The organism is Flavobacterium sp. AC105, from assembly GCF_979258495.1.
Genome location: NZ_OZ409860.1, coordinates 1,157,481 through 1,182,247 on the forward strand (window position 1 = coordinate 1,157,481; position 24,767 = coordinate 1,182,247).

Here is a 24,767-nt window from a genome sequence, read left to right on the forward strand (position 1 = left end):
AAATAAATGATAACAGCAGTATTAATTGAGGATGACAAACATTTGCGAACCGGTTTAAAAGCGCTTTTAGACCGTTATACAAATGATATTTTGATTATTGGCGAAGCCGAAAGTGTAAAAACCGGAATTGCTGTTATTGAAAAATTAAGACCTCAGGTCATTTTTCTGGATATTCACTTAACGGACGGAACCGGATTTGATATACTGGAAGGACTTACCAAAGTAAACGGAAAATTGAATGCCCACATTGTATTTATCACCGCGCATGAGCAATACGCTGTAAAGGCATTTAAATTTAGTGCGCTGGATTTTATATTAAAACCGGTTGATCCGGAGGAATTGCAATTTACGATGGCAAAAATAAAAGAAGCTGTTGGAAAGAATAACTCCTTTGAAAACATTGATTTGCTGTTGGAAAACATCCGAAAAAAGGTAGATAATTTTAAACGAATCGCGCTTTCTACGAGTGACGGCATTCATTTGTTTGAAGTTTCGGATATTATTCGCTGTGAAGCAAAAATAAATTACACGCAATTCTTTATCAAAAATCACAAACCGGTATTGATTTCAAAAACACTCAAAGAATATGAGGAACTTCTGGCCGAACATGGTTTTGAACGCATTCATCAATCACATCTTATTAATTTATCGTACCTCAAATCATACATAAAAACCGATGGAGGTTATGTGATTATGGCCGATAATTCTAATATTCCGATTGCGCAGAGTAAAAAAGAAAAACTACAGGAGTTAATTAATGCTCTTTAAAATTACCCCAAAGACCAAAAACTATTAATTATGAAAAGAAAACTACTTATACTTTTACTGCTGTTTACCGTAATGCTAAATGCGCAGGTTTTAACTTTTACCGATCCTACTTTTAAGGCAATGCTTGTAAATGGAGGCGCTGCGAACTTTACTGCTTTTTCCGGCGGAGTTGCTGTAACCCGAATAGATACTAATTTTGATAACCAAATTCAGATTTCTGAAGCGGCTTTGATCGACAGGCTCTGGATTGAAGGAGCAAATGCTTATGCCGTTACGAATATTCAGGGAATTGAAGGTTTTACAAACGTAACTGAATTAGGTTTTACCGGAATCAGCACAACGTCTGTTAATTTAAGCGGAATGCCAAACCTGAAAACAATTTTTCTAAAAAGTCCAACTTTAGTTTCAGCGACAATTTCAGGAATGAATGGATTGACAGGAGTTTCGGTTATGGAAAATCCTTTAATGACAACTTTAAATATTTCGAATTGCTCAGGTTTGGCTACTATTGTGGCGCAGCAAAATCCTTTATTTGATACTTTCAATGTTAGTAATCTTGCAGCTTTAAAAGGATTATATCTGGAAGATAATATTCTGACTGCTCTTGATTTAACGGGTTGTTTAAATCTGGAATCTTTTAATGCTGTAAATAATAAACTGACTTCAATAAATATTTCGGGATTAACAAAGCTGACTACTTTTTTAATTGAGGATAATCCAACTTTAACCAGTATAAATGCCTCAGGTTGTACGTTGCTTAATATTCCGCAATCGACATTTCTTTTTAGTAATGCACTTATTACAGCTGATTTTTCGAATTGTTCCAGTTTAGAATATCTGCAAATTCCGGATAATGCATTAACGACATTAAATCTGGCTGGTTGTAGTGCTTTGAAAGATTTAAATATTAAAAATAATGTTTTAACTTCATTAACATTAACAGGCTGCACGGCACTTACCAATATAGATTGCAGCAACAATCAGCTTACGGCTTTGAATTTAAGTTCGTCTCCAAATCTTGTACAAATTCTGGCAGCTACAAATGCTATTTCGAATTTAAATCTTGCAGGAACTTCTAATTTAAAAAATGCATTTTTAAAATCGAATCAAATTCTGTCATTGAATCTTTCGGGAAACACCAATCTGGAAATTCTGGATCTGGATTTAAATCCAACAACCAATCTGAATCTTTCCGGTTGTACAGCATTAAAAAATCTAAATATTCCGAATACGCCTCTGGTAACTGCTGATTTTTCGAATTGCAGTTCCTTGAAAAATATTAATAATATCAGTAATGCCTTATTGTCTATAAATGTTCAGGGTTGTGCTGCGCTTGAAGTACTTTCGATTGCGGGAGAAATAGCTCAAAAAGCCCCGTTAACAACAATAAATGCTTCTGGTCTTGCTAATTTAAAAATTCTGAATGTCAGTTATAATAGCCTGACGTCACTAAATTTAACAGGCTGCATGAACTTAACAAATTTGTTTTGTATGGATGCACCAATTACAACTTTAGATTTTTCGGGTTCACCAAATATTACTGTTTTAAATATTAGTAATACAGGTTTAGAAAATATTGATGTTTCGAATTTATTCAATTTCCAATCGTTATCAGCAAATAACAATCCGAATCTTAAAATGGTTTTTGCCAAGAATGGGAGAGATGAAGATTTCTTTTTTGGAGCCGGAAATACAGGATTGGTTTTTGTTTGTCAGGATGACGCTTATATCGAAGACACGAAAAATTATTTGTTAGGTTTAGGATTGTCAAATGCGGTTGTAAATTCGTATTGTACTTTCGCTCCAGGCGGAAATTACAACACCATAACCGGAACAATTGCCTTTGATGTTGATAATAATGGTTGTGATATCAATGATGCCAAACAAGCAAATGTAAAAGTAAATTTGAACGATGGTGTTACGCAAAGTTCTACTTTTACAGATAAAAACGGAAAATATACTTTCTATACCGGCACAGGAAATTTTACGCTAAAACCTGCTGTAGAAAACCCAACATTCTTTTCGATTTCGCCAGCTTTGCCAGCCGTTATATTTGCAGATAATAATAATCATGTTTCGACTCAGGATTTCTGTGTGACTTCTGCAGGAACTATAAATGATGCTGAGATTGTTATTGCGCCAATTTATCCGGCAAAACCAGGATTTATGGCCTGGTACGAAATTGTGATTAAAAATAAAGGAAATCAAACTCTTAACGGAACTGCCGATTTTAACTACAATCAAAATTTGCTGCATTATGCTTTGGCAACTTTAGCGCCAAACACCCAAATTCCGGGTTCGATGAGTTGGAATTACACCAATTTGTTACCGTTTGAAAGCAGAACTTTTTATGTAGGTTTAAATGTAAATACGCCAACGCAGACTCCGCCCGCAAATCTGGGAGATATCCTGAATTTTACAGCTTCTATAAATCCTGTTTCCGGTGATATAAATCCATCAGATAATCAGTTTGTTTACAATCAGACTATAATTGGTTCATATGACCCAAATGATATTACGTGTATGGAAGGCGAAAGTGTTTCTCCTTCGGCAATTGGCGATTATTTGCATTATGTAGTGAATTTTGAAAATACAGGCACAGCCGAAGCTGAAAAAGTAGTCGTAAAAATTGTTATCGACGAAAGCAAATACGATATTAATTCATTGCAACTATTAAACGCTTCTCATCCCGCGAAAATTTTGGTGAAGAAAAATGTAGCCGAATTTGTTTTTGAAAATATCAATTTGGGTATGATAAAAACGCCGCCGGTTGGAGGTCATGGAAATATTTTATTTAAAATAAAAACCCTATCATCACTTATTACAGGCGATCAGGTTGGTAAAGAAGCTGATATTTATTTTGATTATAATGCAGCAGTCGAAACCAATAAAGCCGAAACGATTTTTAAATCATTAGGCAATAAAGATTTTGAACAAGATAAAAGCATCAGAATATATCCAACCCAAACAAAAGGAGAAATTCATGTTGATTGTAATACCACAATAAAATCAATTGAATTATTTGATGTTCAGGGAAGAATTCTTCAAAGAAAAATAGAAGATAAAAATACTTCGCAACTTGATATTTCTGATAAAGCAAACGGATTATACTTCTTGAGAATTACTTCTGATAAAGGAATCAAAGTCGAGAAAATAATTAAAGAATAAAATAATTAAAAATACATTCAGGTATATTTTATACTGCTCACAAGCCTTTCAAAGTCATTGATTTTGAAAGGTTTTTTTTATTGAAAAAATTAATATTTTTTTGGAAAAGAAATATGAAAATAAGGATATTAGATAATAAGGTATAATTTTACATCAAATAAAAATTGAAATGAATCTATACGAACTTACCGTAAACGATACCGAAAAAATAGCGTTGAAGGATTTGCTTTTTAGCGACGAAAATAAAATCGCTTTAGCGCAGACTATTAAAGAGCATCAGTACATCGAAGAATTAAAAAAGTACAATCTTAATGTTGATCATAAAATATTGCTTTACGGTCATTCAGGATGCGGAAAAACAACAACTGCAAAAGCGATTGCTGCAGCTTTGAACAAAAATATCGTAATTATCAATCTGAGTACTTTAATTAATGCCCGAATTGGTGAAACTTCTAAAAATGTAAAAGCCATATTTGATAAAGCGATTCGGGAAAAAGCCGTTTTGTTTTTAGACGAATTTGATCAAATAGGAAAAAGCAGGGATAGCGATGATAAAGACGTTGGAGAAATGCGACGTTTGGTAAATACTTTGATCCAATTGATAGATTATTTTCCAAGTGACAGTTTGTTGATGTGCGCAACGAATAATTACAATATGATCGATACGGCGTTATTGCGACGATTTCAATTAAGGTTAAAATTTGAAATGCCTGACGAAAATGAATTAGATCTTTATTATGATAAAATCTTAGTGGCATTTCCTCTTCATTTGCAGGAAATTCCACGTAAGTATAAAATCTCTTATGCTGAAGCAAAAGATTATATTCATACCACAATGAAAAAGCTCATTATTGAGGAATTGGAACTTCAGAAATAAGATATGAAAGAAAATTGGCTATTTATAAAAACTCCAAACCTAAAAAATTAATAAACCTAAAAAATGAATAAACAAATTCTATTGTCATTACTTATTGTGAGCCTATTTTGTACACAATACATTGTTTACGGACAGGTGAAAAAGAACGAAGCCGCGATTAAAGAATCTATTCGGCTTGATACGGATGAGGTTTTTAATAGTCTCGTTCAAATTAGAAGAGCGTTACATCAAAATCCGGAACTTGCAGGAAAAGAAAAGAGTACGCAGGAAACAATAAAAAAATATTTATTGAATTTAGGACTTCAGGTCGAAATGGATATTTACGGTTATGGGATCGTTGGTATTTTAAAAGGCGGTAAAAAAGGCAAAAGAATTGCCTGGCGAGCAGAAATGGACGCTTTGCCAAATGACTTTCCGGATAAATCTGATTTTAAATCCAAAGTAAAAGGTGTTCAGCATGGTTGCGGACATGATGTGCATATGGCAATTGCATTAGGAATAGCCGAAGTTTTGACAAAAAACAAAAAGTCATTGCACGGAACGGTTTGTTTTATTTTTCAGCCGGAAGAAGAAACGTTTGTAGGCGCAAAAAAAATGATTGAAAATAAAATAGTTGCCAAATTTAAAATTGATGAAATTTATGGACTTCATGTAACAGCATTACCAGTGGGACAAATAATGGTAAAGCCAAATGAAATGTTCGCCTACCAAAAAGAAATAGGAATTCAGTTTAAGAATACATTATCTGCCGATGAGGTGAAAGAACTCACATCAAAAATTCGCAATTCCTTAGTTAGGACAAATAATGGCAGTAAGCCATGGGAAATCCAGTCTATTATAGATCCTAAAATTGGATTGACGAATCCAAACACCATATTCAAAGATTATTTTATTACGGAGGGAAATTTCAGAAGCTATTCTAAAAACGGCACGTTCCATATAAATGCAGAAATATATGAAACAGATGCCACTCGATTAAAAAACATTATTCCTGCCGTTGAAAAGGTAATCAAAGACAGTAATTACGCTTCTCAATTACTTTCTGTTACGTTCATAAAAGAAAATCCAACGGTTGTAAACGATCCAAATTTAACCCGCACGGCTGTAAATACGCTTGATGATATTTACGGAAAAGAATTTGTTACTACAGATTACGGGCAGGTTCCTTATTTTAATGATGATTTCGCTTATTTTCAACAAAAAATACCGGGAGTTTATTTCTTTTTGGGAGGTTCCAACTTCGAAAAGGGAATCATAGCCATGAATCATGCTCCTGATTTTGAAGTTGATGAAGAATGTATTAGAACTGGAGTAAGAACATTTTCTTCGTTGCTATTTGAAAGGGGTAAATAAAACCAGATTCACTTAATTGCAGTTTTGTAAAAACGCTGATTTTACAAACGTTCAAAAAAGACATAAAAAAAACCTATTTCAGATGAAATAGGTTTTTTTTATTTTGTGACCACGGTGGGATTTGAACCCACACGCCCTTACGAGCACCACCCCCTCAAGATGGCAAGTCTACCGTTTCTCCACGTGGCCTAAAATAAAAAAAGGTCAAGTAAAATAAATTACTCGACCTTTTGTGACCCGACTGGGGCTCGAACCCAGGACCCCATCATTAAAAGTGATGTGCTCTACCGACTGAGCTATCGAGTCATTGCTTTCAAGAAACTTATTTTGTTAATCACAAATTTTGTGACCCGACTGGGGCTCGAACCCAGGACCCCATCATTAAAAGTGATGTGCTCTACCGACTGAGCTATCGAGTCATATGTTTCTTGAATGCGGGTGCAAATATAAGGAGTTTATTTTATTATTTGCAAGCATTTTTATTATAAATTTGTCTTTTTTTAACCAACGTCTACAACGCCCTAGTTTATAGGGTTTTATTAAAATGAAAAAAATCATATTATTAGGATATATGGGTTGCGGAAAGTCAACTATTGCCCAAAATCTTTCAAAAATTACAAATATTCCGTTTTTAGATTTAGATAAATGCATCGAAAAAAGAGCAAATTTATCTATAAATGAAATTTTCGAACAACACGGAGAGATTTATTTTAGAAAATTAGAACACAAAATGTTTCTGGAATTACTCGAATCTTCAGAAAACAGCATAATTGGTTTAGGCGGAGGAACGCCTTGTTATGCCAATAATCATGAATTACTAAAAAGAGATGATGTTACCTCTATTTATTTAAAGGCTTCAATAGAGACTTTATATAATAGATTAGTGCACAATAAAAGTAAACGTCCTTTAATTGCCAATATGGATGAAGAAGAAATGAGAGAATTTATTGCCAAACATTTATTCGACAGAAGTTTCTATTATAACCATGCACAGCATAAAGTGGTGGTTGATAATAAGACTGTCGAAGAAACGGTTGAAGATATTTTAGAGGTATTAGCTTAAAAAGGCATAATCGTCGCCATTGTCATCAAAAACAACTTGTACATGCTCTAATAAAGATGTAGAAAGTGAAATTCCTTTAAAATCGGCCTTTACAGGATATTTTTTATGATTTCTGTCAACAAGTACCGCTGTTTTGAATTTCTTTAACGGAACGTCTAAGAAATGACGAACAGCGTAGATTAAAGTTGTTCCGGAGTTTAAAACGTCGTCAACCAATACTAATCCTTTGTTTTCGTATTCTGATGCAGTCAAAGAAGTCTGTATTGGCAATTGTGGATTTTGCTTATCGACTTTGACTTCGCAAAGCGAAACCTTAAGTGTCGAAATATTGCTTAAAGCTTCGGCAATTTTTTGGGCAAAAACAGAACCGTTAGAAGCGATTCCGGCAATCACAATTTCTTCTTCATCAACAAAAGTCTCGTAAATTTGATAAGCGATACGTTTTATTTTATGTTCGATTTCCTGATTGTTTAAAATGATGTTTTTGCTCATGATTTATTTTTTTTGCTAATATAACTAATTTAAATTCCAACTTTTAAAATCCAAATCCCAATATTGAGGTTTTGATTTTAATTTTTTTTGGATTTTGGAATTTAATCTTTGGAATTTAATCTTTGGAATTTTAAAACTGTAATTTTTGAATTTTGATTTTAAAAGTTGGAATTTAATTTTCCTCGTCTTCATCAAAAATTTCATTACCGTATTCGTCAATATCTCTTCTGTCTTTTTTGGTTGGTCTTCCGGTTCCGGCTTTGCGATAATGTTCTTTGGATAGTTTTAATAACTCTAAATGCGCATATGCTTCCGGAGAAGTTTCGTTTTTTCGGTATATATCAACAAGTTTTGCGCCCACACGACTTTCGGGAATATCGAGTACGGTAATAATTTGTGTAATCTGATCTTTTCTAAAGGTAATTCTATCCGTTGGGAAAACTTCCTTAGATGGTTTGGCAACCTGCCCATTTACTGTGATATGGTTTTTTTTGCATGCTTCAGTTACCATATTTCTGGTCTTGTAATAACGCACGCACCATAAGTATTTATCTATTCTCATAATTTTTCTAAAATCAAAGTTAAATTCTTTACAAAAATAAATCAATATTGTATCTTGCGCACTTAAAAAATTAACAATAATGAATAAATTTAAATATTATTTTATTTTATTGCTTGCGGGTATTTCTTTGGTTTCTTGTAATAAAAAAGATGATGATGATATTGTGGTCGTTCCCTTAAGGGATTATACAGTACAATATAATGCTGATAATGACTCAATTGTAAAATATTTAAAGACTAATTATATAACTGTAACACCAACTTATGATGTTACAATAACTAAAATTCCTGCTGGTGGTACACAGGTTTCTATTTGGGATCAAACAGATTATCCACTGCAATTTAGAAATGTTTACAACCATGATGTTACTTATAAAGTCTATTATTTGACTTTAAGAAAAGGAACAGGTCAGTCTCCTTGTAATTCAGATCGAATTTATGCTTCTTATTCAGGAAATTTACTAGACGGAACTCTTTTTGATTCTTCATATGGTGTTGGAGGAACTTTCGATTTATATATGTATGCAACAGCTCCTGTAATAGATGGCTGGGGAGAAATTTTTCCTCAATTTAAAACCGGTACTCCAGCCAATGGGCCTGATGGTACTGTAACTTATGATAATTATGGAGCGGGAGTAATGTTTTTGCCATCAGGTTTAGGATATTACGGATCTGCTCAAGGTAAAATTCCAATTTATTCTCCTTTGGTATTTAGTTTTAAATTGTATGATGTTCAAAGATTAGATCATGATATAGAAAATGTTGGAGGTCAGGCAACAAATATTCCTGATGGAGTTCCTGATTATTTAGAAGATATTAATCATGACGGGTATGTTTATGATTTTAGAGATACGGCTAAATTTCCTAATCCTCCGGCTAATTTAATTGATGATACTGATGGTGACGGGATCGCTGACTTTTTAGATTTTGATGATGATGGGGATGGTTATAAAACAAGATTTGAAATTACAAAACCAGATTATGATCTTGATCCTTTAATTTCTGGTTTAAGTAAGTATTATCCTTTTGATAAGGTTGATGATAATCCTAAAACTCCAAATGTAGATGAAACGGAACGTCATGGAATTCCTTCGTTTACACCAAGCGGAAAAAATGAGGATATTGATTATCTTTCTCCAACCAGATTAAGAATTCATGTTGATAAAGCGCATCATTCGGCTAAGTAATGATTTGCATTGAAATAAAAAAACCCGAAAGCTAGTTTCGGGTTTTTTTATGGATAATAATTGCTGGAAGTTTTATAAAAAAAGAAGTCTTTGTATTTATGCGTACTAAATTTGTATAAACAAAAATCCTCGAAAATTACTTTTCGAGGATTTTTTATAAGTAAGAAAATTAAAAATTATTTTCTTTTGATAACTCTTTCTACAGCTTCAACAATGGCTTGATTGTTTAATTTGTATTTTTCCATTAATTGCTCTGGAGTTCCAGATTCACCAAAACTATCGTTTACAGCTACAAACTCTTGTGGAGCTGGATTGTTTAAAGCTAATACTCTGGAAACGCTTTCTCCAAGACCTCCAAGAATGTTGTGCTCTTCTGCAGTTACCACACATTTTGTTTTAGCCAATGATTTTAGAATCGCTTCTTCGTCAAGAGGTTTAATTGTATGGATGTTGATTACCTCGGCAGAAATTCCTTTTGCTTCAAGAGCTTCAGCAGCAATAAGGGCTTCCCAAACTAAGTGTCCTGTTGCAACAATAGTTACATCAGTTCCTTCGCTTAATAAAATAGCTTTTCCAATTACGAAAGGTTCGTCAGCAGGAGTGAAGTTAGGTACAACCGGACGGCCAAAACGTAAATAAGCCGGACCATGATGATCTGCTAATGCTAAAGTAGCTGCTTTAGTCTGATTGTAATCGCAAGTATTGATTACAGTCATTCCTGGCAACATTTTCATTAAACCAATATCTTCAAGGATTTGGTGTGTTGCTCCGTCTTCACCAAGTGTTAAACCTGCGTGAGAAGCACAAATTTTCACGTTTTTATCAGAATAAGCAACTGATTGACGAATTTGATCGTAAACTCTTCCTGTTGAGAAGTTAGCGAAAGTTCCTGTAAAAGGAATTTTTCCTCCAATTGTTAAACCTGCAGCGATACCAATCATGTTAGCTTCTGCGATTCCAATTTGGAAAAAACGCTCCGGGTGATTTTTTTTGAAATCATCAAATTTTAATGATCCAATTAAATCAGCACAAAGTGCTACTACTTTTTCATTTTTTTGACCTAATTCAGTCATTCCCGCTCCAAAACCTGAACGAGTGTCTTTACTTCCTGTATTTTCGTATTTTTTCATTGTTTTTCTTTTGAGATGCTAAGTTTCTAAGTGGCTAAGTTTCTGAGTTTTTATACTGAGAACTGCCCACTGAGACTGAACACTTTTTTAATAGTCGATTTGATCTGCAGAATAGTTTTGAGCCAAAGCACTTGCCAACTGATCGTTGTTTGGTGCTTTACCATGCCATGCATGAGTATGCATCATAAAATCAACTCCGTTACCCATTTCAGTATATAATAAAATACAAACTGGTTTTCCTTTTCCTGTTCTTGATTTAGCGTCAGTTAAACCTGCGATGATAGCGTCGATGTTGTTTCCTTCTTTGATTTCAAGAACGTCCCAGTCAAAAGCTTCAAATTTAGCACGGATACTTCCCATTGCTAAAACTTCGTCAGTTGTTCCGTCAATTTGTTTTCCGTTAACGTCAACAGTTGCAATAAGGTTGTCTACTTTTTTTGCAGAAGCATACATGATCGCTTCCCAGTTTTGACCTTCTTGTAATTCTCCGTCACCGTGTAAAGTGTAAATTAAATGATTGTCACCATTTAGTTTTTTTGCCTGAGCTGCACCAAGTGCTACAGATAAACCTTGTCCTAATGAACCAGAAGCCATACGTACACCAGGTAAACCTTCGTGAGTTGTTGGGTGTCCTTGTAAACGTGAGTTTAGTAATCTAAAAGTTGCTAGTTCTGATACAGGGAAATAACCGCTACGTGCTAAAACGCTATAAAATACTGGAGAAATATGACCGTTTGAAAGGAAAAAGATGTCTTCTCCAATTCCGTCCATATCAAAACCTTCTTTGCGCTCCATAATGTTTTGGTATAGTGTTACCAAAAATTCAGTACAACCTAATGATCCACCTGGGTGGCCTGAGTTGACAGCATGTACCATTCGAAGAATATCTCTTCTTACTTGGATAGTTAAATCGCTTAATTGTTGTGTGTTAGGCTTCATTTTATATGTAAAAGTTAAACTGGTGCAAAAGTAATTTTTATTTTGCGGGGACACAAATGATTTTTTGCTTTAGTTTGCTATGATTGTTAAATTCTGCTTGTTTTTTTATTGATATTAAAAAAAAACTCCAAAATCTTGTGCGTAGTATATAAAAGTTTGCCACACCTTAAAAGATAATGTTGATTTAAAAATCTTTATCTTTTAAGGTGTGGCAAAATTGTAATTTGGGTCAAAAAAGGCTTATTCGGTATCTCCTTCGCTATAAAAATTATTTTCTTCGTCTTCGGATCCAACATCTTCTTGTTCATCATCAAGTTCTGAACCTGGAATGTCTAAATCATTTCCGAGTTTGTCGCTGTTTTGTTTCCATTCGTGATTGTCCTGATTGATGGTTTTTTCTGTTGAAATTTCTTCTGCATCGATATCTTCAAGTTTATCTTCTTGATTATAAATATCTTCACTTGCCGGATAATCTAAATTTTCAAGATTTCTCTCGATCTGATCTTCTTTTATCTGATCTTCACTTATTGGATTTTTTTCTTCTGAATTTATCATGATTCTATATTTTTAAATGGATAATAATTTCATTTTCTAGTATGTATTAAAGTTACAAATCAATCTTTCGATCGTGTTATACTTTTATGTTATAATTGTTGTAATTTTTGCATTTGTGATTATTGCAATTTCTTAAAAAAATGTCCCGTCTTTTTTGCGTTAGGGATGGGAGTGATATCCTTTTGTTTTTTTCTTTAAAAAACAAAAGATATAGTGGACAGCCCGACCGAAGGGAACGCCCAAATAAAAATTTCAATTTCAATTTTTTTATCCCCAAGCTTCGGGACCAAATTCCAACCTAATTTTATTGTTATAGTAATTCTTCATTATCTAATTTTCTAATTGCCACATTATCTAATTAATTTTCTCTGAAATTAACCTATCTTTGCCGACTGAAAAAAGAAACAGATGAAGTTTGATTTATTACAAAAAGATCCGCAATCTAAAGCAAGAGCGGGTAGCATTACTACAGATCACGGCGTAATTGAAACGCCTATTTTTATGCCTGTTGGAACTGTAGCTTCAGTAAAAGGAGTACACCAACGCGAACTTAAAGAAGATATTAATCCGGATATTATTCTGGGAAATACATACCATTTATACTTACGTCCGCAAACAGAAATTCTTGAAAAAGCGGGAGGATTGCATAAATTCATGAATTGGGATCGTAATATTTTGACTGATTCAGGTGGATATCAGGTATATTCTCTTTCTAATAACAGAAAAATTAAAGAAGAAGGAGTAAAGTTTAAATCGCATATTGATGGTTCTTATCACTTTTTTTCACCGGAAAGTGTAATGGAAATTCAGCGCACAATTGGAGCTGATATTATTATGGCTTTTGATGAATGTACGCCTTATCCTTGCGATTACAGATATGCGCAACGTTCGATGCACATGACGCACCGTTGGTTAGATCGTTGTATTAATCATTTAGATAAAGTGCCTTATAAATATGGGTACGAGCAAACATTTTTTCCGATTGTTCAGGGAAGTACCTATAAAGATTTGCGTCAACAATCAGCCGAATATATTGCGAGTTCAGGTCAGCAAGGAAATGCAATTGGTGGATTGTCAGTAGGAGAGCCTGCTGAAGAAATGTACGCCATGACTGAAGTTGTTTGTGAAATTTTACCGGAAGATAAACCTCGTTATTTGATGGGTGTTGGAACTCCGATAAATATTTTGGAAAATATTGCGTTAGGAATTGATATGTTTGATTGCGTTATGCCAACAAGAAATGCCAGAAACGGAATGTTGTTTACGGCAAATGGAACAATTAACATTAAAAATAAAAAGTGGGAAGCTGATTTTTCGCCAATCGATGAAATGGGACATACTTTTGTTGATACAGAATATACAAAAGCCTATTTGCGTCACTTATTTGCTGCAAATGAATATTTGGGAAAACAAATTGCAACAATTCATAATCTTGGTTTCTATATGTGGTTGGTTCGTGAAGCCAGAAAACATATCTTAGCAGGAGATTTTAGACCATGGAAAGAAATGATGGTTAAAAATATGGACCAAAGACTTTAAAAAAGTTTCAAGTTTCACGTTTCAGGTTTCACGTTGCTTTGAGTAACCTGAAATATGAAACGTGAAACAACAAAAACAAAAAAATCTATGCTGACGATAATAGATAAGTATATTTTAAAAAGATATTTAGCCACTTTCTCGGTGATGATCTTATTATTTATTCCGATTGGAATTGTAATTGACGTCTCTGAAAAGGTAAATAAAATGCTGGAAAACAAAATTCCGTTTACGGCAATTGCGCTCTATTATTACAATTTTACCGTTTATTTTGCTAATTCACTATTTCCTATATTCTTGTTTTTATCGGTAATTTGGTTTACATCGAAATTGGCAAATAATACAGAAATTATCGCAATTTTAAGTTCGGGAATTTCATTTACACGTTTTTTACGACCTTATATTATTGGTGCTTCTATCGTTTCGGTTTTTGTGCTTTTAATGGGTTTCTTTATTGTTCCTGCCGCGAGTGAGGGTTTCAATAATTTCAGGTACACCTATTTAAAAGGAAACGGAAAAGAGCTCATGCATGGTGAAAACACGAATGTGTACAGACAAATTAACGATAATGATTTTATTTTTGTAAATAGTTTTAACGAAGAATCTAAAACAGCTTTTAATTTTTCGCTGGAACATTTTGAAAAAGATAAGCTGACCTATAAAATTACGGCAAGCCGTATTAAATGGGATGCGAAAAAGAAGACTTATATATTATATGATTATACGAAAAGAACGATTGGGGATTTGAATGATGTAATTGAAAAAGTTCCTGAAAAAAATGTTCCTTTCAAATTTGAATTGGCGGATTTAACGCCTGTAGTTTATATTGCAGAAACACTTCCGTTAGGAAAACTGATCGACTTTATCGAAAAAGAACGTAAACGAGGATCAGGAAATATCAATACGTATTTAGTGGTACTTTATAAAAAATATAGTGTACCGGTTTCTGCCTTTATATTAACGATTATTGCTGTAGCGGTTTCAGCAATGAAACGCCGTGGTGGTATGGGAACCAATCTTGCTATCGGAATTGCAATTGCCTTTTCATTTGTGTTTTTCGATAAAATATTTGGTACTCTTGCCGAAAAATCTACTTTCTCACCTTTATTAGCTGTCTGGTTCCCGAATATTGTTTTCGGAATTTTAGCAGTTTATTTATTACGTAATGCGAAACGATAATTTAAAAAGTTATTTAAACCTTCATTTAATTGTTTTTATCTGGGGTTTTACGGCCATTTTAGGCGCTTTGATAACCATTGATGCCGAAAATTTAGTTTGGTTCAGAATGCTTTTGGCTGGAGTTTTTCTGGCAGCTTTTATCATATATAAAAAACAATCCTTTGTGATTTCGGCTAAATCTTTTGCCAAATTAATTTTTGTTGGATTGCTGATTGCCATGCATTGGATTTTCTTTTTTAAGGCAATTCATGTTTCGAATGTTTCTATAACACTTTCGATTTTTTCGTTGGGAGCTTTTTTTGCTTCCTTATTAGAGCCGCTTTTCTACGGAAGAAAGATTTTGTGGTATGAAGTTTTCTTCGGATTAATAATTATTGCAGGTTTAGCACTAATCATGCAGGTTGAAGTGAAATATCTGCACGGCATGTATTATGCTTTAGCTTCTATTATTCTGGGTGTTTTATTTACGTTAATGAACGGAAAATTAATTTCGGATCACGAGCCTTCGGTTATTACATTTTATGAATTTGGTGCCGGGGTTTTCTTTATTTCTGTTTATTTTTTAGTACAGGGAAAATTTACGGCAGATTTCTTCGTGATGTCCTTAAATAATTGGATTCTGTTACTTGTATTGGCTTCAGTTTGTACGGCTTATGCTTTTACGGCTTCGGTAAAAGTAATGCAGAAATTAACACCTTACACCGTAATGTTAACCACTAATTTAGAGCCTGTTTACGGCATTATGCTGGCTTATTTTATTTTGGGAGGAAAAGAAAAAATGAGCACAGAATTTTATATTGGCGCCTTAATAATTGTAATTACAGTTATCTTAAACGGCGTTTTTAAACACTATAAAAATAAGAAAGAAGTGTAATAGTTTACTTATTTTTAAATTACAATTTGATACTTTAATAACAATTATCTGCACCAATGATATAATATTTTTATATTTGCGGTTCGATTTACAAACAAAATTCAAAAATCCATGGAATATTTAGATTTTGAGCTTCCAATCAAAGAACTTGAAGAGCAGTTACAAAAGTGTGTTATAATTGGAAAAGAATCTGATGTTGATGTAACACCAACCTGCAAGGAAATCAACAAGAAATTAGAGCAAACTAAGAAAGAAATATATAAAAACCTTACGGCATGGCAACGTGTTCAGCTGTCAAGGCATCCAAACAGACCTTATACTTTAGATTATATCAGAGCAATTTGCGGTGATACTTTTTTAGAACTTCACGGAGACAGAGGTTTTAAAGATGATAAAGCAATGGTTGGCGGATTAGGAAAAGTAAACGGACAGTCGTTTATGATCGTTGGTCAGCAAAAGGGTTTTAATACAAAAACACGTCAGTACCGTAATTTTGGTATGGCAAATCCTGAAGGATATCGTAAGGCTTTGCGTTTGATGAAAATGGCAGAGAAATTTGGTATCCCGGTTTTAACTTTAGTAGATACTCCGGGTGCATATCCGGGATTAGAAGCCGAAGAAAGAGGACAAGGTGAAGCAATAGCCAGAAACATTTTTGAAATGGTTCGTTTGCAAGTGCCAATCATCACTATTATTGTTGGTGAAGGTGCTTCTGGAGGAGCTTTAGGAATAGGTGTTGGTGATAAAGTATACATGTTAGAGAATACCTGGTATTCTGTAATTTCGCCAGAATCATGTTCGTCTATTTTATGGAAAAGCTGGGAGTACAAAGAACGTGCTGCCGATGCTTTGAAATTGACTTCGTCTGACATGAAAAGACAAAAATTAGTAGATGATGTTATTCCGGAACCACTTGGCGGAGCACACTACGATCGTGAAACTACTTTTAAAACAGTAGCCGAATATATTACAAAAGGATATAACGAATTGAAGGACTTATCAACAGCCGACTTAATTGCCCAAAGGATGGACAAATACAGTAAGATGGGCGAATATAAAGAGTAAATTCTTACAATAGTAATTAAAATCCGAAGCCTTATCGTTTCGGATTTTTTTTTGGTTATCAACAAAAAAAACTTATTTATAAACAATTAATAGTTATAACTCAATAACGATTTTTTTTTAAATTTTGCTACTTTCGCTATATGGAAAATTTCAAAAATATAAACCCTGTCAAGGTAGACAAAACCACAATTATCAATTTAGAAAAAGGAAAGTTACCTCCGCAAGTACTTGATTTAGAGGAAGCTGTGCTTGGTGCGATGATGATTGATAAAAAAGGGGTTGATGATGTAATTGATATTTTGCAGGCTGATGCTTTTTATAAAGATGCACATAAATATATATTCGAAGCTATCGTTCAGCTTTTTACTGAAACACAACCAATTGACTTATTAACTGTTTCGGCACAATTAAGAAAGAATGGAAAATTAGATTTAGTTGGCGGTGATTTTTATTTAATTCAACTTACGCAAAAAATCGCATCTTCGGCGCATATTGAATTTCACTCTCGTATCATTCTACAGAAATTTATTCAAAGGAGTTTGATCCGAATTTCTTCTGAAATTATCGAAGCCTCATATGATGAAACTACAGATGTATTTGATTTGCTGGATCAGGCCGAATCAAAATTATATGAAGTAACACAAGGAAATATAAAACGTAGTTCTGAAACAGCACAGAGTTTAGTACTTCAGGCAAAAAAACGTATTGAAGAAATTGCCAAACAAGAAGGTTTAAGTGGTGTTGAAACCGGTTTTACAAATTTAGACAAGCTGACTTCAGGATGGCAGCCTTCGGATTTAATTATTATTGCGGCAAGACCTGCGATGGGTAAGACCGCGTTTGTACTTTCGATGGCCAGAAATATCGCTATCGATTTTGGACATCCGGTGGCATTGTTCTCACTGGAGATGGCATCAGTTCAGTTAATCACGAGGTTAATTTCATCAGAAACGGGATTGTCGTCAGAAAAATTACGTACTGGTAAATTAGAACCTCACGAATGGGAAATGTTGAGTACGAAAGTAAAAAACTTAGAAAAAGCACCTTTGTTTATTGATGATACGCCGTCACTTTCAATTTTTGACTTAAGAGCAAAATGCCGTCGTTTAGTTTCTCAGCATGGTATTAAAATCATCATTGTCGATTATTTGCAATTGATGACTGCCGGAGGAAATAGTAAAGGAGGAGGAAACCGTGAGCAGGAGATTTCTACAATTTCCCGAAACTTAAAGGCTTTGGCAAAAGAACTTAACGTTCCGGTAATTGCACTTTCGCAGTTATCGCGTGCCGTTGAAACGCGTGGATCAAGCAAGCGTCCGTTGCTGTCAGATCTTCGTGAATCTGGGGCGATTGAGCAGGATGCCGATATTGTTTCGTTTTTATATAGACCTGAATATTACAAAATTGACGAATGGGATGATGATGAAGCTTCGCCAACTACCGGTCAGGCAGAGATTATGATCGCGAAACACCGTAATGGTGGTATTGAAAATGTTCGTTTAAAATTTATAGGACACTTAGGAAAATTTGATAACCTTGATGATTTTTCAGGAAGTTATGATGATTTGCCATCTAAAATGAACCATGATGATAATCCGTTTATCACTAAAAATCTACCATCAGCAAATGAAGCTTTTGGCAGTAATTTAAATGATGACGATGATGATAGCGATGTTCCTTTTTAACAAATCATTAAAAAGCCTTATTATTAGGCTTTTTTTTATGCCTGAATGTTAATTTTTTTTATAAAATTCAGTAGCTTAGCAAAGCAATAAGACCACACAATTGCAAATTAACTTATAACCAAAAACAAATTTATATTATGTCAGAAAAACAAAGTCTTGAAAATTTAGGAAGTGTAGAAATAGCATTATCTGTTGGGGAAGCCTGGGCTGCAAAATACCGCAAAGCTCCGGGAATCGAAGAAGACGGAAAAAACAAAACTACGGCTTATCTTATTCCGTTAGCAACTTTACAAGCAGTATTAGCGAACCCAATTGATGCTGTACGTGCTTATAAAGGGATTAATAACGCAGGTGAGCAGTGTTTGATTTTTGTTGGAACTCAATTGGATGAAAAAACAGGTATTTACAAAGATGTTTTTTTCCCTGCTGTAGGAGATTCAGGAGAAAATGCTGCAAAAGCAGAAGCTACTGATGCACAAGTTGTGTATGATGCAACTCGCCCATGTCCTCCAAACGGAGATCCTGCAAGTCCTTTAAATCCATAATTTGACTAGATGGCGTATCTTTTCTTTACATATTTTGGTTATTTACTTTTAATAATCAATTTTATACTATACGCTAAAGGCTTTTCCAGATTTGGAAAAGCCTTTAAAATATATACGTATTACCTTTTTCTATTGGTAATTGTTCAGTTAGCCATGGAAGTTTTGACCTTGTTAGCGATACACAATCTCTATCTCATCCATTTGTATTTTATTGGTCAGTTTGTTCTTTTAGGATTTTTTTACAAAACACTTTTGCAAAATCCAGTTCAAAAAAAAATGGTTTACATTTCTATAGGTATTGGTTTGTTGATATTAGGTATTCAGTACGCGCTTGAGCCGGAATTATTTTTTGAATTCAATTTATTTGAAATTGCATTAACATCATTATTAACGGTATTTTTTGCGATGCTTTATCTTTATAACATGCTTACAGATACTAAAAAGTACTATTACATAACGATCGGTTTGATCATTTACTTATTAGCCAGTACAGTTTTGTTTCTGGTTGGAAATCTGACGATTGGATTGAGTAATGAACTAAAATTGATGAGTTGGACTTTAAATGCTTTTTTTGTTGTAGTAAATCAGTTTTTTATATTGTATGAATGGAAAGTAAGTTTCAATACTAAAAAAGAAATAGGCATAGAAATATGAGTGGAACTCCAATTTACGAAAAAGAAATTGTCGCCATAATTTTGTATACATCATGTTTCTTCATGATTGTTGCAGTTTTGTTGGTAATGTTTTTTTATTTTTCAAGAAAAAAGATTATTCAAAAAGAAATTGAGAATAAAAACTTAGAAATTCAGCATCAAAAAGAACAATTGCACGCTGTAATTGTTACTCAGGAAGAAGAACGAAAGCGAATTGCGCAGGATTTGCATGATGATATTAGTTCTAAACTTAATATTGTTTCGTTGAACAGTCATTTGCTGACTGCTCCCAATTTAACAGAAGCTGAAACAATTGAAATCACAGACAATATAATTGCGCTGACTACAAAAGCACTCGAAAATTCCAGAAAAATTGCCCATAATTTACTGCCTCCGGTTTTTGAAAAATTTGGATTAAATGCTGCCGTAGAAGAATTATGCGAAGAATTTGAAAGCAGTAAGGCAGTTAAAACGTATTATACAAATGAAATTGATTTTGAAGACAAAGGAATTGATCGTAATCTGCATATTTTTAGAATTCTTCAGGAGTTAATGAATAATTCTTTGCGTCATGGAAAAGCTACAGAAATTTGGATTGCCTTTAAAAATATTAACGGAATCTATACTTGTAATTATGAAGATAACGGAGTAGGTTTTGATAGTAAAAGTACTGAAAATCAAAAAGGACTTGGAATGAAAAACATTGATAGCAGGATTTCTTTTTTGGGTGGAACTATCAAAATAGATGCTGAAATTAATAAAGGTATTGCTGTAATTTTTACTTTTTAAGTTAAAATATAATAATAAATTCACTTTTAATCCAAATATAATAAGGTTCTTGAATTGTTTTTGTTTCTTATTTTTGTAATTTCGGCAAACCAAATGACCAAAAACAAAATAAAAAATGAGTGCCGCTATTAAAATTGCTTTAGTCGATGACGAAGTTTTATTTCGGAAAGGAATATCTTTTTTACTTCAAAGAGAAGATAATATCGAAATTATTTTTGAAGCATCAAATGGCGAAGAACTCCTATCGCACCTGGAAAGACATGAAGTAAAACCGGATATTATTGTCATGGATTTGAAAATGCCTGTTTTAAATGGTGTCGAAGCAACAAAAATTATTAGAAAATCATTTCCTGACATTAAAATCATCGCATTAACCAGTTATGATACAAAATCATTTATTGCAAATATGATTCAGGTTGGTGCAGTTGCTTATTTAATAAAGAATACAACACCAAAAGATTTAATTCGTACGATAAATGAAGTTGCCAAAAAAGGATTTTACTACAACGAAAATGTATTAAAGACAATTCAGGAAACAATCATTTCATCAAAAAATTCAAAAGGAAATTTAGAAACCAGTTTTCTTTCGCCTCGCGAAATAGAAATTCTTCAGCTTATTTGTCAGCAAAAAACAACTTTAGAAATTGCTGATCACCTTTACTTAAGTCCAAGAACGGTCGAAGGGCATCGCAATAATTTATTGCTTAAAACGGAGTCCAGAAATATTGCCGGTTTAGTGGTTTATGCAATTCAAAACGAAATTGCGGTTTTGACACTTTAATTTTTAACTCGTTAAAAATTGAAATGATAATACATAATACACTATAATTGTAAGGACTAGCACACAAAGACCTATTTTTCGCATTACATTCATCTCTGGTTCATTATTACTATCATTATACTTCATGGTTTGGTTTTTCATTGATTAGTAGATCATTTGTTTAGCAAATTTAGCAAGAAAATAGTTGCAGAAAACAGGTGTTTTTACCTGTTTTTGTAAACTAAATAATTATTTAGTAATCAAAAGATCATATTTAACGTAATATTCACTCATAAAACAGTAATATCTATTGTGTTTTTTAAAGCTTCCTTTATATCTTTACTAAAATAATTTTCTAATGAATAAGTGTTTAGTTTGTATTTTCATATTCCTACTTTCATTAACAGCAAAAGCTTCGTTTATCTTACTTCCGATGGACGAAACCACACAACAAAATCATCTTAAAGCATACGGAATTACTTATTGGTGTTTGAGCAAAGATTATAAAGCAAGTTGGCTGCTAAATTATCGCGGAGGTTCATTTTTGTTGCCAGATGCCCCCGAAATCCGTAAAGAATGCCAAATTCGAGGCGTTAGTTTCGAAATCCTTTCAGATAGTGAAGAAGCTTCAATTTTGAATGATATTTCAAGCCCTTCGCAAAATATGGAATCTGTTATTCTTGAAAAAGCACCAAAAATTGCAGTTTATACTCCAAAAGGAAAACAGCCTTGGGATGATGCTGTAACATTGGTTTTAACATATGCCGAAATTCCTTTTACACCAATTTATGATGAGGAAGTTTTAAGCGATCAATTATTACTTTATGACTGGCTGCATTTGCATCATGAGGATTTTACGGGACAATACGGAAAATTTTATGCCGCTTACAAAAATACGCCCTGGTATATTGACCAAAAGAAAGATGCTGAAGCTTTGGCCGCAAAATTAGGGTATTCTAAAGTTTCGCAGGAAAAAGGAGCAGTTGCCAAAAAAATCAGGGATTTTGTTATTGGCGGGGGCTTTATGTTCGCCATGTGTTCTGCAACAGATAGTTTTGATATTGCACTTTCGGCAGATGGAGTAGATATTTGCGAAGCCATGTTTGACGGAGATCCGAGCGATTCCAATTATCAGGCAAAATTAAATTATTCGAATACTTTTGCCTTTAAAGATTTTACTTTAGAAAGAAAACCAGAAGTTTATGAGTTTTCAGATATTGATATGACCACAAAACGCAGGGTTCCGGTTGAGAAAGATTATTTTACGCTAATGGAATTTTCTGCAAAATGGGATCCGATTCCGAGTATGTTATGTCAGAATCATACCCAATTGGTGAAGGGTTTTATGGGACAAACGACTTCATTTGATTCATCTTTTATAAAATCGAATGTCCTCGTAATGGGAACTTGCGAATTGAATGGCGAATCAAGATATATTCATGGTGAAAAAGGCAAGGGAATGTTTACCTTTTTTGGTGGTCATGATCCTGAAGATTATCAGCATCAGGTTGGAGATCCGCCAACGGTCTTAGATTTGCACCCTAATTCTCCGGGTTACAGATTAATTTTGAACAATGTTTTATTTCCTGCTGCGAAAAAGAAAAAGCTTAAAACATAATTAATTCAAAGAAAATTCAAACCAAACAGGAACATGATCAGATATTTTTCTGGCTTCTTTTAAGGAATTAAAGTTTTTATAAAATGAAACTATTCCAGCATTGATGGTATGCAATGAATTTGTTTTATAGAATACATTATCAAATTCAGAAGCAAGACATTTTGTTGATATGCATTGTTGTTTTAATGTGGTTTTTTGATTTTGCAAAATAGGAGCGTAGCCCATTTTCTTCAACGGATTAAAGACAGTATGCGATTGCGGACAATTAAAATCTCCCATAAAAACCAAATTCAAATTGGGATATTCCTGAGGTAAAAATTTAAAATATTTAATTTCAGTTTCGGGTTGTTTGCTTTTGGTAATAGCATGAAAACTTACTAATGTAATTGTCTTTTTATTAATTTCGAAAGTTGCAAAATAAGGTTCTCTGTCAATTTCTAAATGGTATTTTTTTTCCAGCCACGGATTTCCTTTTAATTTTACTCTGCTCGTTTTCCAGATAAAAGCATAACGCTCAGTTTTGTAACTGCTGCTGCTTGTGGGATCACTTATCGAATAATCCCATTTTGCCCCTCTTTCATTTAATATTGCTGTAAGTTTTGCCACAGCCTGAGCCCCGCCAGAACCAGCAACAACTTCCTGAATTGTTATAATATCATATTCAAGAATGGTATTGGCAATAAAATTTAATTCGGTTTGAGATTTCGATTTTCCAAAGTTCTCCAAATTCCATGATAGGATTTTAGTTTGCGAAAAAGTAAAAACGGTAAAAAATAAGAGAATAAAGCTTAGGATGTTTTTCATGCAGAATTTTAAAAATCAAATATAAGCATTTCAAAATTTGACAATTGTTTCTTTATTCTAATTTTTGATTTTATTTTGATAGAGAACCTTAAAAGAAAGATTCTCTATCTATGTAGTTTATTTTATCGGAATAAATATTAGAATTAAAGTGTGAACTTTAATGTTTTTTGTACCTGTTTTTTAAGGCAGTTCCTATAATTATAATTTGTAAAACAAGAAGTGCAGGAATAAAAACTAATTTCCAATCAACTTCTAGCCAGCCTGTTTTTTCAGAAACGAAAGCAACAGTTAACGAAAGAAAAAGACAAAGCAACATTGTTTTCATAATAATTCTATTTTTGGTTGTATTAAGTTTTGAGATAAATTTTTGGCGTAAACTTTTCTCAGGACTAATCCGGTATTTAGGTTTCATTAGTTAGTTAATAATTTCTACACAAATTTAGACCTCTAAAAATAGATTTCCTTACGGGATTCCGTAAAAGCATAAAATTTATACCAAACCAAAATCTTTGGCAATGGCAATTAAATGCACATTGTTATTAGCTTTAAAGTATATTTTTAATTTATTGATTCGTTTTTCGATGCTGCTTGTTCCGTTTGGAGTTATCGAAGCCGCTTTAAATTCGTGCGAAATGTTTTCCAGAATATATCCTTGTGCCAAAAGCTGAAGAATTGAAATGTCATAAGATTCAATTTCGATCAAAGATTTATCATTAAAACTAAAAGACAAGTCAGATGAAAGAATCTTTTCTTCATTTCGAAAAGTTCCTTCAATAGCTTTTCTTAATTCATTGATGCTGTTTCTTCCTTTAGATACATATCCATTAATTCCTAAATCGTAAAAAAGAGATTTAATTCGGTATGATTTATCTTCAATTGAAAATACTATTTTTTTTATCGATGGCTGCACCTCGTTTATTGCTTCTATAAGGCCTTCGCCCGAAGAAATAGTGACATTTCTATGATCTGATTTAAAAGATAAATCACTAATTAACAGGTCGTAAGGCTCGTTATCAATCAGACCTTTTTTTATTTTTAAAAGAGCATCATCACAATATTTTACATGATGTATTGTTGATACTTTTAGATCTTCAAGCACTTGTACAACTGCAATACTGATACTGTCTAAATCTTCGGCAACTAAAACTTTTTTGAACATATTATAG

Annotated in this window: 24 protein-coding genes and 3 tRNA genes; 16 read left to right on the forward strand and 11 right to left on the reverse strand. The window is 33.3% G+C overall.

All coding sequences use genetic code 11. The features are described 5' to 3' along the window. The first annotated feature begins 6 nt into the window (after positions 1–6). From ACZ0AH_RS05190 to ACZ0AH_RS05205, 4 genes are all read left to right on the forward strand, one after another. Positions 7–768 carry a LytR/AlgR family response regulator transcription factor gene (locus tag ACZ0AH_RS05190; RefSeq protein WP_463474778.1) on the forward strand — a complete coding sequence of 254 codons (762 nt, stop codon included), beginning with the start codon at positions 7–9 and terminating at the stop codon, positions 766–768. Positions 769–798: 30 nt separating this feature from the next. Next, on the forward strand, positions 799–3,936 hold the full coding sequence (locus tag ACZ0AH_RS05195; protein WP_463474779.1) for a DUF7619 domain-containing protein: 3,138 nt from the start codon (positions 799–801) through the stop codon (positions 3,934–3,936). Positions 3,937–4,105: 169 nt separating this feature from the next. Next, positions 4,106–4,813, forward strand: coding sequence for an AAA family ATPase (locus tag ACZ0AH_RS05200; RefSeq protein ID WP_463474780.1), 708 nt, complete (start codon positions 4,106–4,108; stop codon positions 4,811–4,813). Positions 4,814–4,876: 63 nt separating this feature from the next. Continuing rightward, complete coding sequence (locus ACZ0AH_RS05205; protein WP_463474781.1) at positions 4,877–6,166, forward strand: M20 metallopeptidase family protein; 1,290 nt, start codon at positions 4,877–4,879, stop codon at positions 6,164–6,166. Between the two features lie 106 nt (positions 6,167–6,272). Here ACZ0AH_RS05205 and ACZ0AH_RS05210 read toward each other — a convergent pair. From ACZ0AH_RS05210 to ACZ0AH_RS05220, 3 genes are all read right to left on the reverse strand, one after another. Beyond that, positions 6,273–6,355: transfer RNA gene (locus tag ACZ0AH_RS05210), tRNA-Leu, on the reverse strand. Positions 6,356–6,399: 44 nt separating this feature from the next. Continuing rightward, a tRNA-Lys gene (locus tag ACZ0AH_RS05215) sits at positions 6,400–6,472 on the reverse strand. Positions 6,473–6,512: 40 nt separating this feature from the next. Continuing rightward, a tRNA-Lys gene (locus tag ACZ0AH_RS05220) sits at positions 6,513–6,585 on the reverse strand. Positions 6,586–6,710: 125 nt separating this feature from the next. Between ACZ0AH_RS05220 and ACZ0AH_RS05225 the strand changes: the two genes are divergently transcribed. Beyond that, entirely contained in the window at positions 6,711–7,229 is a 519-nt protein-coding gene (locus tag ACZ0AH_RS05225) for a shikimate kinase (RefSeq protein ID WP_463474782.1), read from the forward strand. Here the strand turns inward: ACZ0AH_RS05225 and ACZ0AH_RS05230 are convergent. Both ACZ0AH_RS05230 and ACZ0AH_RS05235 read right to left on the reverse strand, forming a co-directional pair. Further along, positions 7,221–7,721: a phosphoribosyltransferase domain-containing protein gene (locus ACZ0AH_RS05230; protein WP_463474783.1), complete on the reverse strand. Its 501-nt coding sequence runs from the start codon at positions 7,719–7,721 to the stop codon at positions 7,221–7,223. The two genes, ACZ0AH_RS05225 and ACZ0AH_RS05230, sit on opposite strands and share 9 nt — an antisense overlap. Before the next feature lie 172 nt (positions 7,722–7,893). Beyond that, positions 7,894–8,283, reverse strand: coding sequence for an RNA-binding S4 domain-containing protein (locus ACZ0AH_RS05235; protein WP_463474784.1), 390 nt, complete (start codon positions 8,281–8,283; stop codon positions 7,894–7,896). 79 nt (positions 8,284–8,362) lie between these two features. On the opposite strand from ACZ0AH_RS05235, the gene ACZ0AH_RS05240 reads away from it, so the two are divergent. Then, on the forward strand, positions 8,363–9,469 hold the full coding sequence (locus ACZ0AH_RS05240; RefSeq protein WP_463474785.1) for an FKBP-type peptidyl-prolyl cis-trans isomerase: 1,107 nt from the start codon (positions 8,363–8,365) through the stop codon (positions 9,467–9,469). A gap of 176 nt (positions 9,470–9,645) precedes the next feature. On the opposite strand, the gene ACZ0AH_RS05245 is transcribed toward ACZ0AH_RS05240, so the two are convergent. The 3 genes from ACZ0AH_RS05245 to ACZ0AH_RS05255 form a co-directional block, all read right to left on the reverse strand. Beyond that, complete coding sequence (locus ACZ0AH_RS05245; protein WP_463474786.1) at positions 9,646–10,599, reverse strand: transketolase family protein; 954 nt, start codon at positions 10,597–10,599, stop codon at positions 9,646–9,648. A gap of 87 nt (positions 10,600–10,686) precedes the next feature. After that, positions 10,687–11,538 carry a transketolase gene (locus ACZ0AH_RS05250; protein ID WP_463474787.1) on the reverse strand — a complete coding sequence of 284 codons (852 nt, stop codon included), beginning with the start codon at positions 11,536–11,538 and terminating at the stop codon, positions 10,687–10,689. Positions 11,539–11,778: 240 nt separating this feature from the next. Beyond that, entirely contained in the window at positions 11,779–12,093 is a 315-nt protein-coding gene (locus tag ACZ0AH_RS05255; RefSeq protein ID WP_463474788.1) for a hypothetical protein, read from the reverse strand. 408 nt (positions 12,094–12,501) lie between these two features. Between ACZ0AH_RS05255 and tgt the strand changes: the two genes are divergently transcribed. The 10 genes from tgt to ACZ0AH_RS05305 all read left to right on the forward strand — a co-directional run bounded on the left by tgt (position 12,502) and on the right by ACZ0AH_RS05305 (position 22,797). Beyond that, entirely contained in the window at positions 12,502–13,632 is a 1,131-nt protein-coding gene (tgt, locus tag ACZ0AH_RS05260; RefSeq protein WP_463474789.1) for a tRNA guanosine(34) transglycosylase Tgt, read from the forward strand. An 87-nt stretch (positions 13,633–13,719) separates the two neighbouring features. Continuing rightward, on the forward strand, positions 13,720–14,808 hold the full coding sequence (locus ACZ0AH_RS05265; protein WP_463474790.1) for an LptF/LptG family permease: 1,089 nt from the start codon (positions 13,720–13,722) through the stop codon (positions 14,806–14,808). After that, entirely contained in the window at positions 14,795–15,682 is an 888-nt protein-coding gene (locus ACZ0AH_RS05270) for a DMT family transporter (RefSeq protein WP_463474791.1), read from the forward strand. Before ACZ0AH_RS05265 ends, ACZ0AH_RS05270 begins: the two co-directional genes overlap by 14 nt. A gap of 111 nt (positions 15,683–15,793) precedes the next feature. Continuing rightward, a complete protein-coding gene (locus tag ACZ0AH_RS05275; protein ID WP_463474792.1) occupies positions 15,794–16,747 on the forward strand; it encodes an acetyl-CoA carboxylase carboxyltransferase subunit alpha in 954 nt (317 codons plus the stop codon). Positions 16,748–16,887: 140 nt separating this feature from the next. Further along, positions 16,888–18,432 (forward strand): replicative DNA helicase, encoded by a 1,545-nt coding sequence (dnaB, locus tag ACZ0AH_RS05280; RefSeq protein WP_463474793.1) that lies wholly within the window; start codon positions 16,888–16,890, stop codon positions 18,430–18,432. Between the two features lie 137 nt (positions 18,433–18,569). Next, positions 18,570–18,977, forward strand: coding sequence for a hypothetical protein (locus ACZ0AH_RS05285; RefSeq protein ID WP_463474794.1), 408 nt, complete (start codon positions 18,570–18,572; stop codon positions 18,975–18,977). Positions 18,978–18,986: 9 nt separating this feature from the next. After that, on the forward strand, positions 18,987–19,631 hold the full coding sequence (locus tag ACZ0AH_RS05290; protein ID WP_463474795.1) for a hypothetical protein: 645 nt from the start codon (positions 18,987–18,989) through the stop codon (positions 19,629–19,631). Then, the gene (locus ACZ0AH_RS05295; RefSeq protein WP_463474796.1) at positions 19,628–20,419 is read left to right on the forward strand and encodes a sensor histidine kinase; all 792 of its coding nucleotides are present in this window, start codon (positions 19,628–19,630) and stop codon (positions 20,417–20,419) included. The genes ACZ0AH_RS05290 and ACZ0AH_RS05295 overlap by 4 nt, the downstream gene beginning before the upstream one ends. A gap of 115 nt (positions 20,420–20,534) precedes the next feature. Further along, positions 20,535–21,200 carry a response regulator gene (locus ACZ0AH_RS05300; protein ID WP_463474797.1) on the forward strand — a complete coding sequence of 222 codons (666 nt, stop codon included), beginning with the start codon at positions 20,535–20,537 and terminating at the stop codon, positions 21,198–21,200. A gap of 337 nt (positions 21,201–21,537) precedes the next feature. Then, a complete protein-coding gene (locus ACZ0AH_RS05305) occupies positions 21,538–22,797 on the forward strand; it encodes an asparagine synthetase B (protein WP_463474798.1) in 1,260 nt (419 codons plus the stop codon). Here ACZ0AH_RS05305 and ACZ0AH_RS05310 read toward each other — a convergent pair whose 3' ends face one another. From ACZ0AH_RS05310 to ACZ0AH_RS05320, 3 genes are all read right to left on the reverse strand, one after another. Continuing rightward, positions 22,798–23,601, reverse strand: a complete 804-nt coding sequence (locus tag ACZ0AH_RS05310) for an endonuclease/exonuclease/phosphatase family protein (protein ID WP_463474799.1) — start codon at positions 23,599–23,601, stop codon at positions 22,798–22,800. A 157-nt stretch (positions 23,602–23,758) separates the two neighbouring features. Continuing rightward, positions 23,759–24,013, reverse strand: a complete 255-nt coding sequence (locus ACZ0AH_RS05315; RefSeq protein WP_463474800.1) for a hypothetical protein — start codon at positions 24,011–24,013, stop codon at positions 23,759–23,761. A gap of 78 nt (positions 24,014–24,091) precedes the next feature. Beyond that, complete coding sequence (locus ACZ0AH_RS05320) at positions 24,092–24,760, reverse strand: response regulator (protein ID WP_463474801.1); 669 nt, start codon at positions 24,758–24,760, stop codon at positions 24,092–24,094. Between the last annotated feature and the right edge of the window lie 7 nt (positions 24,761–24,767).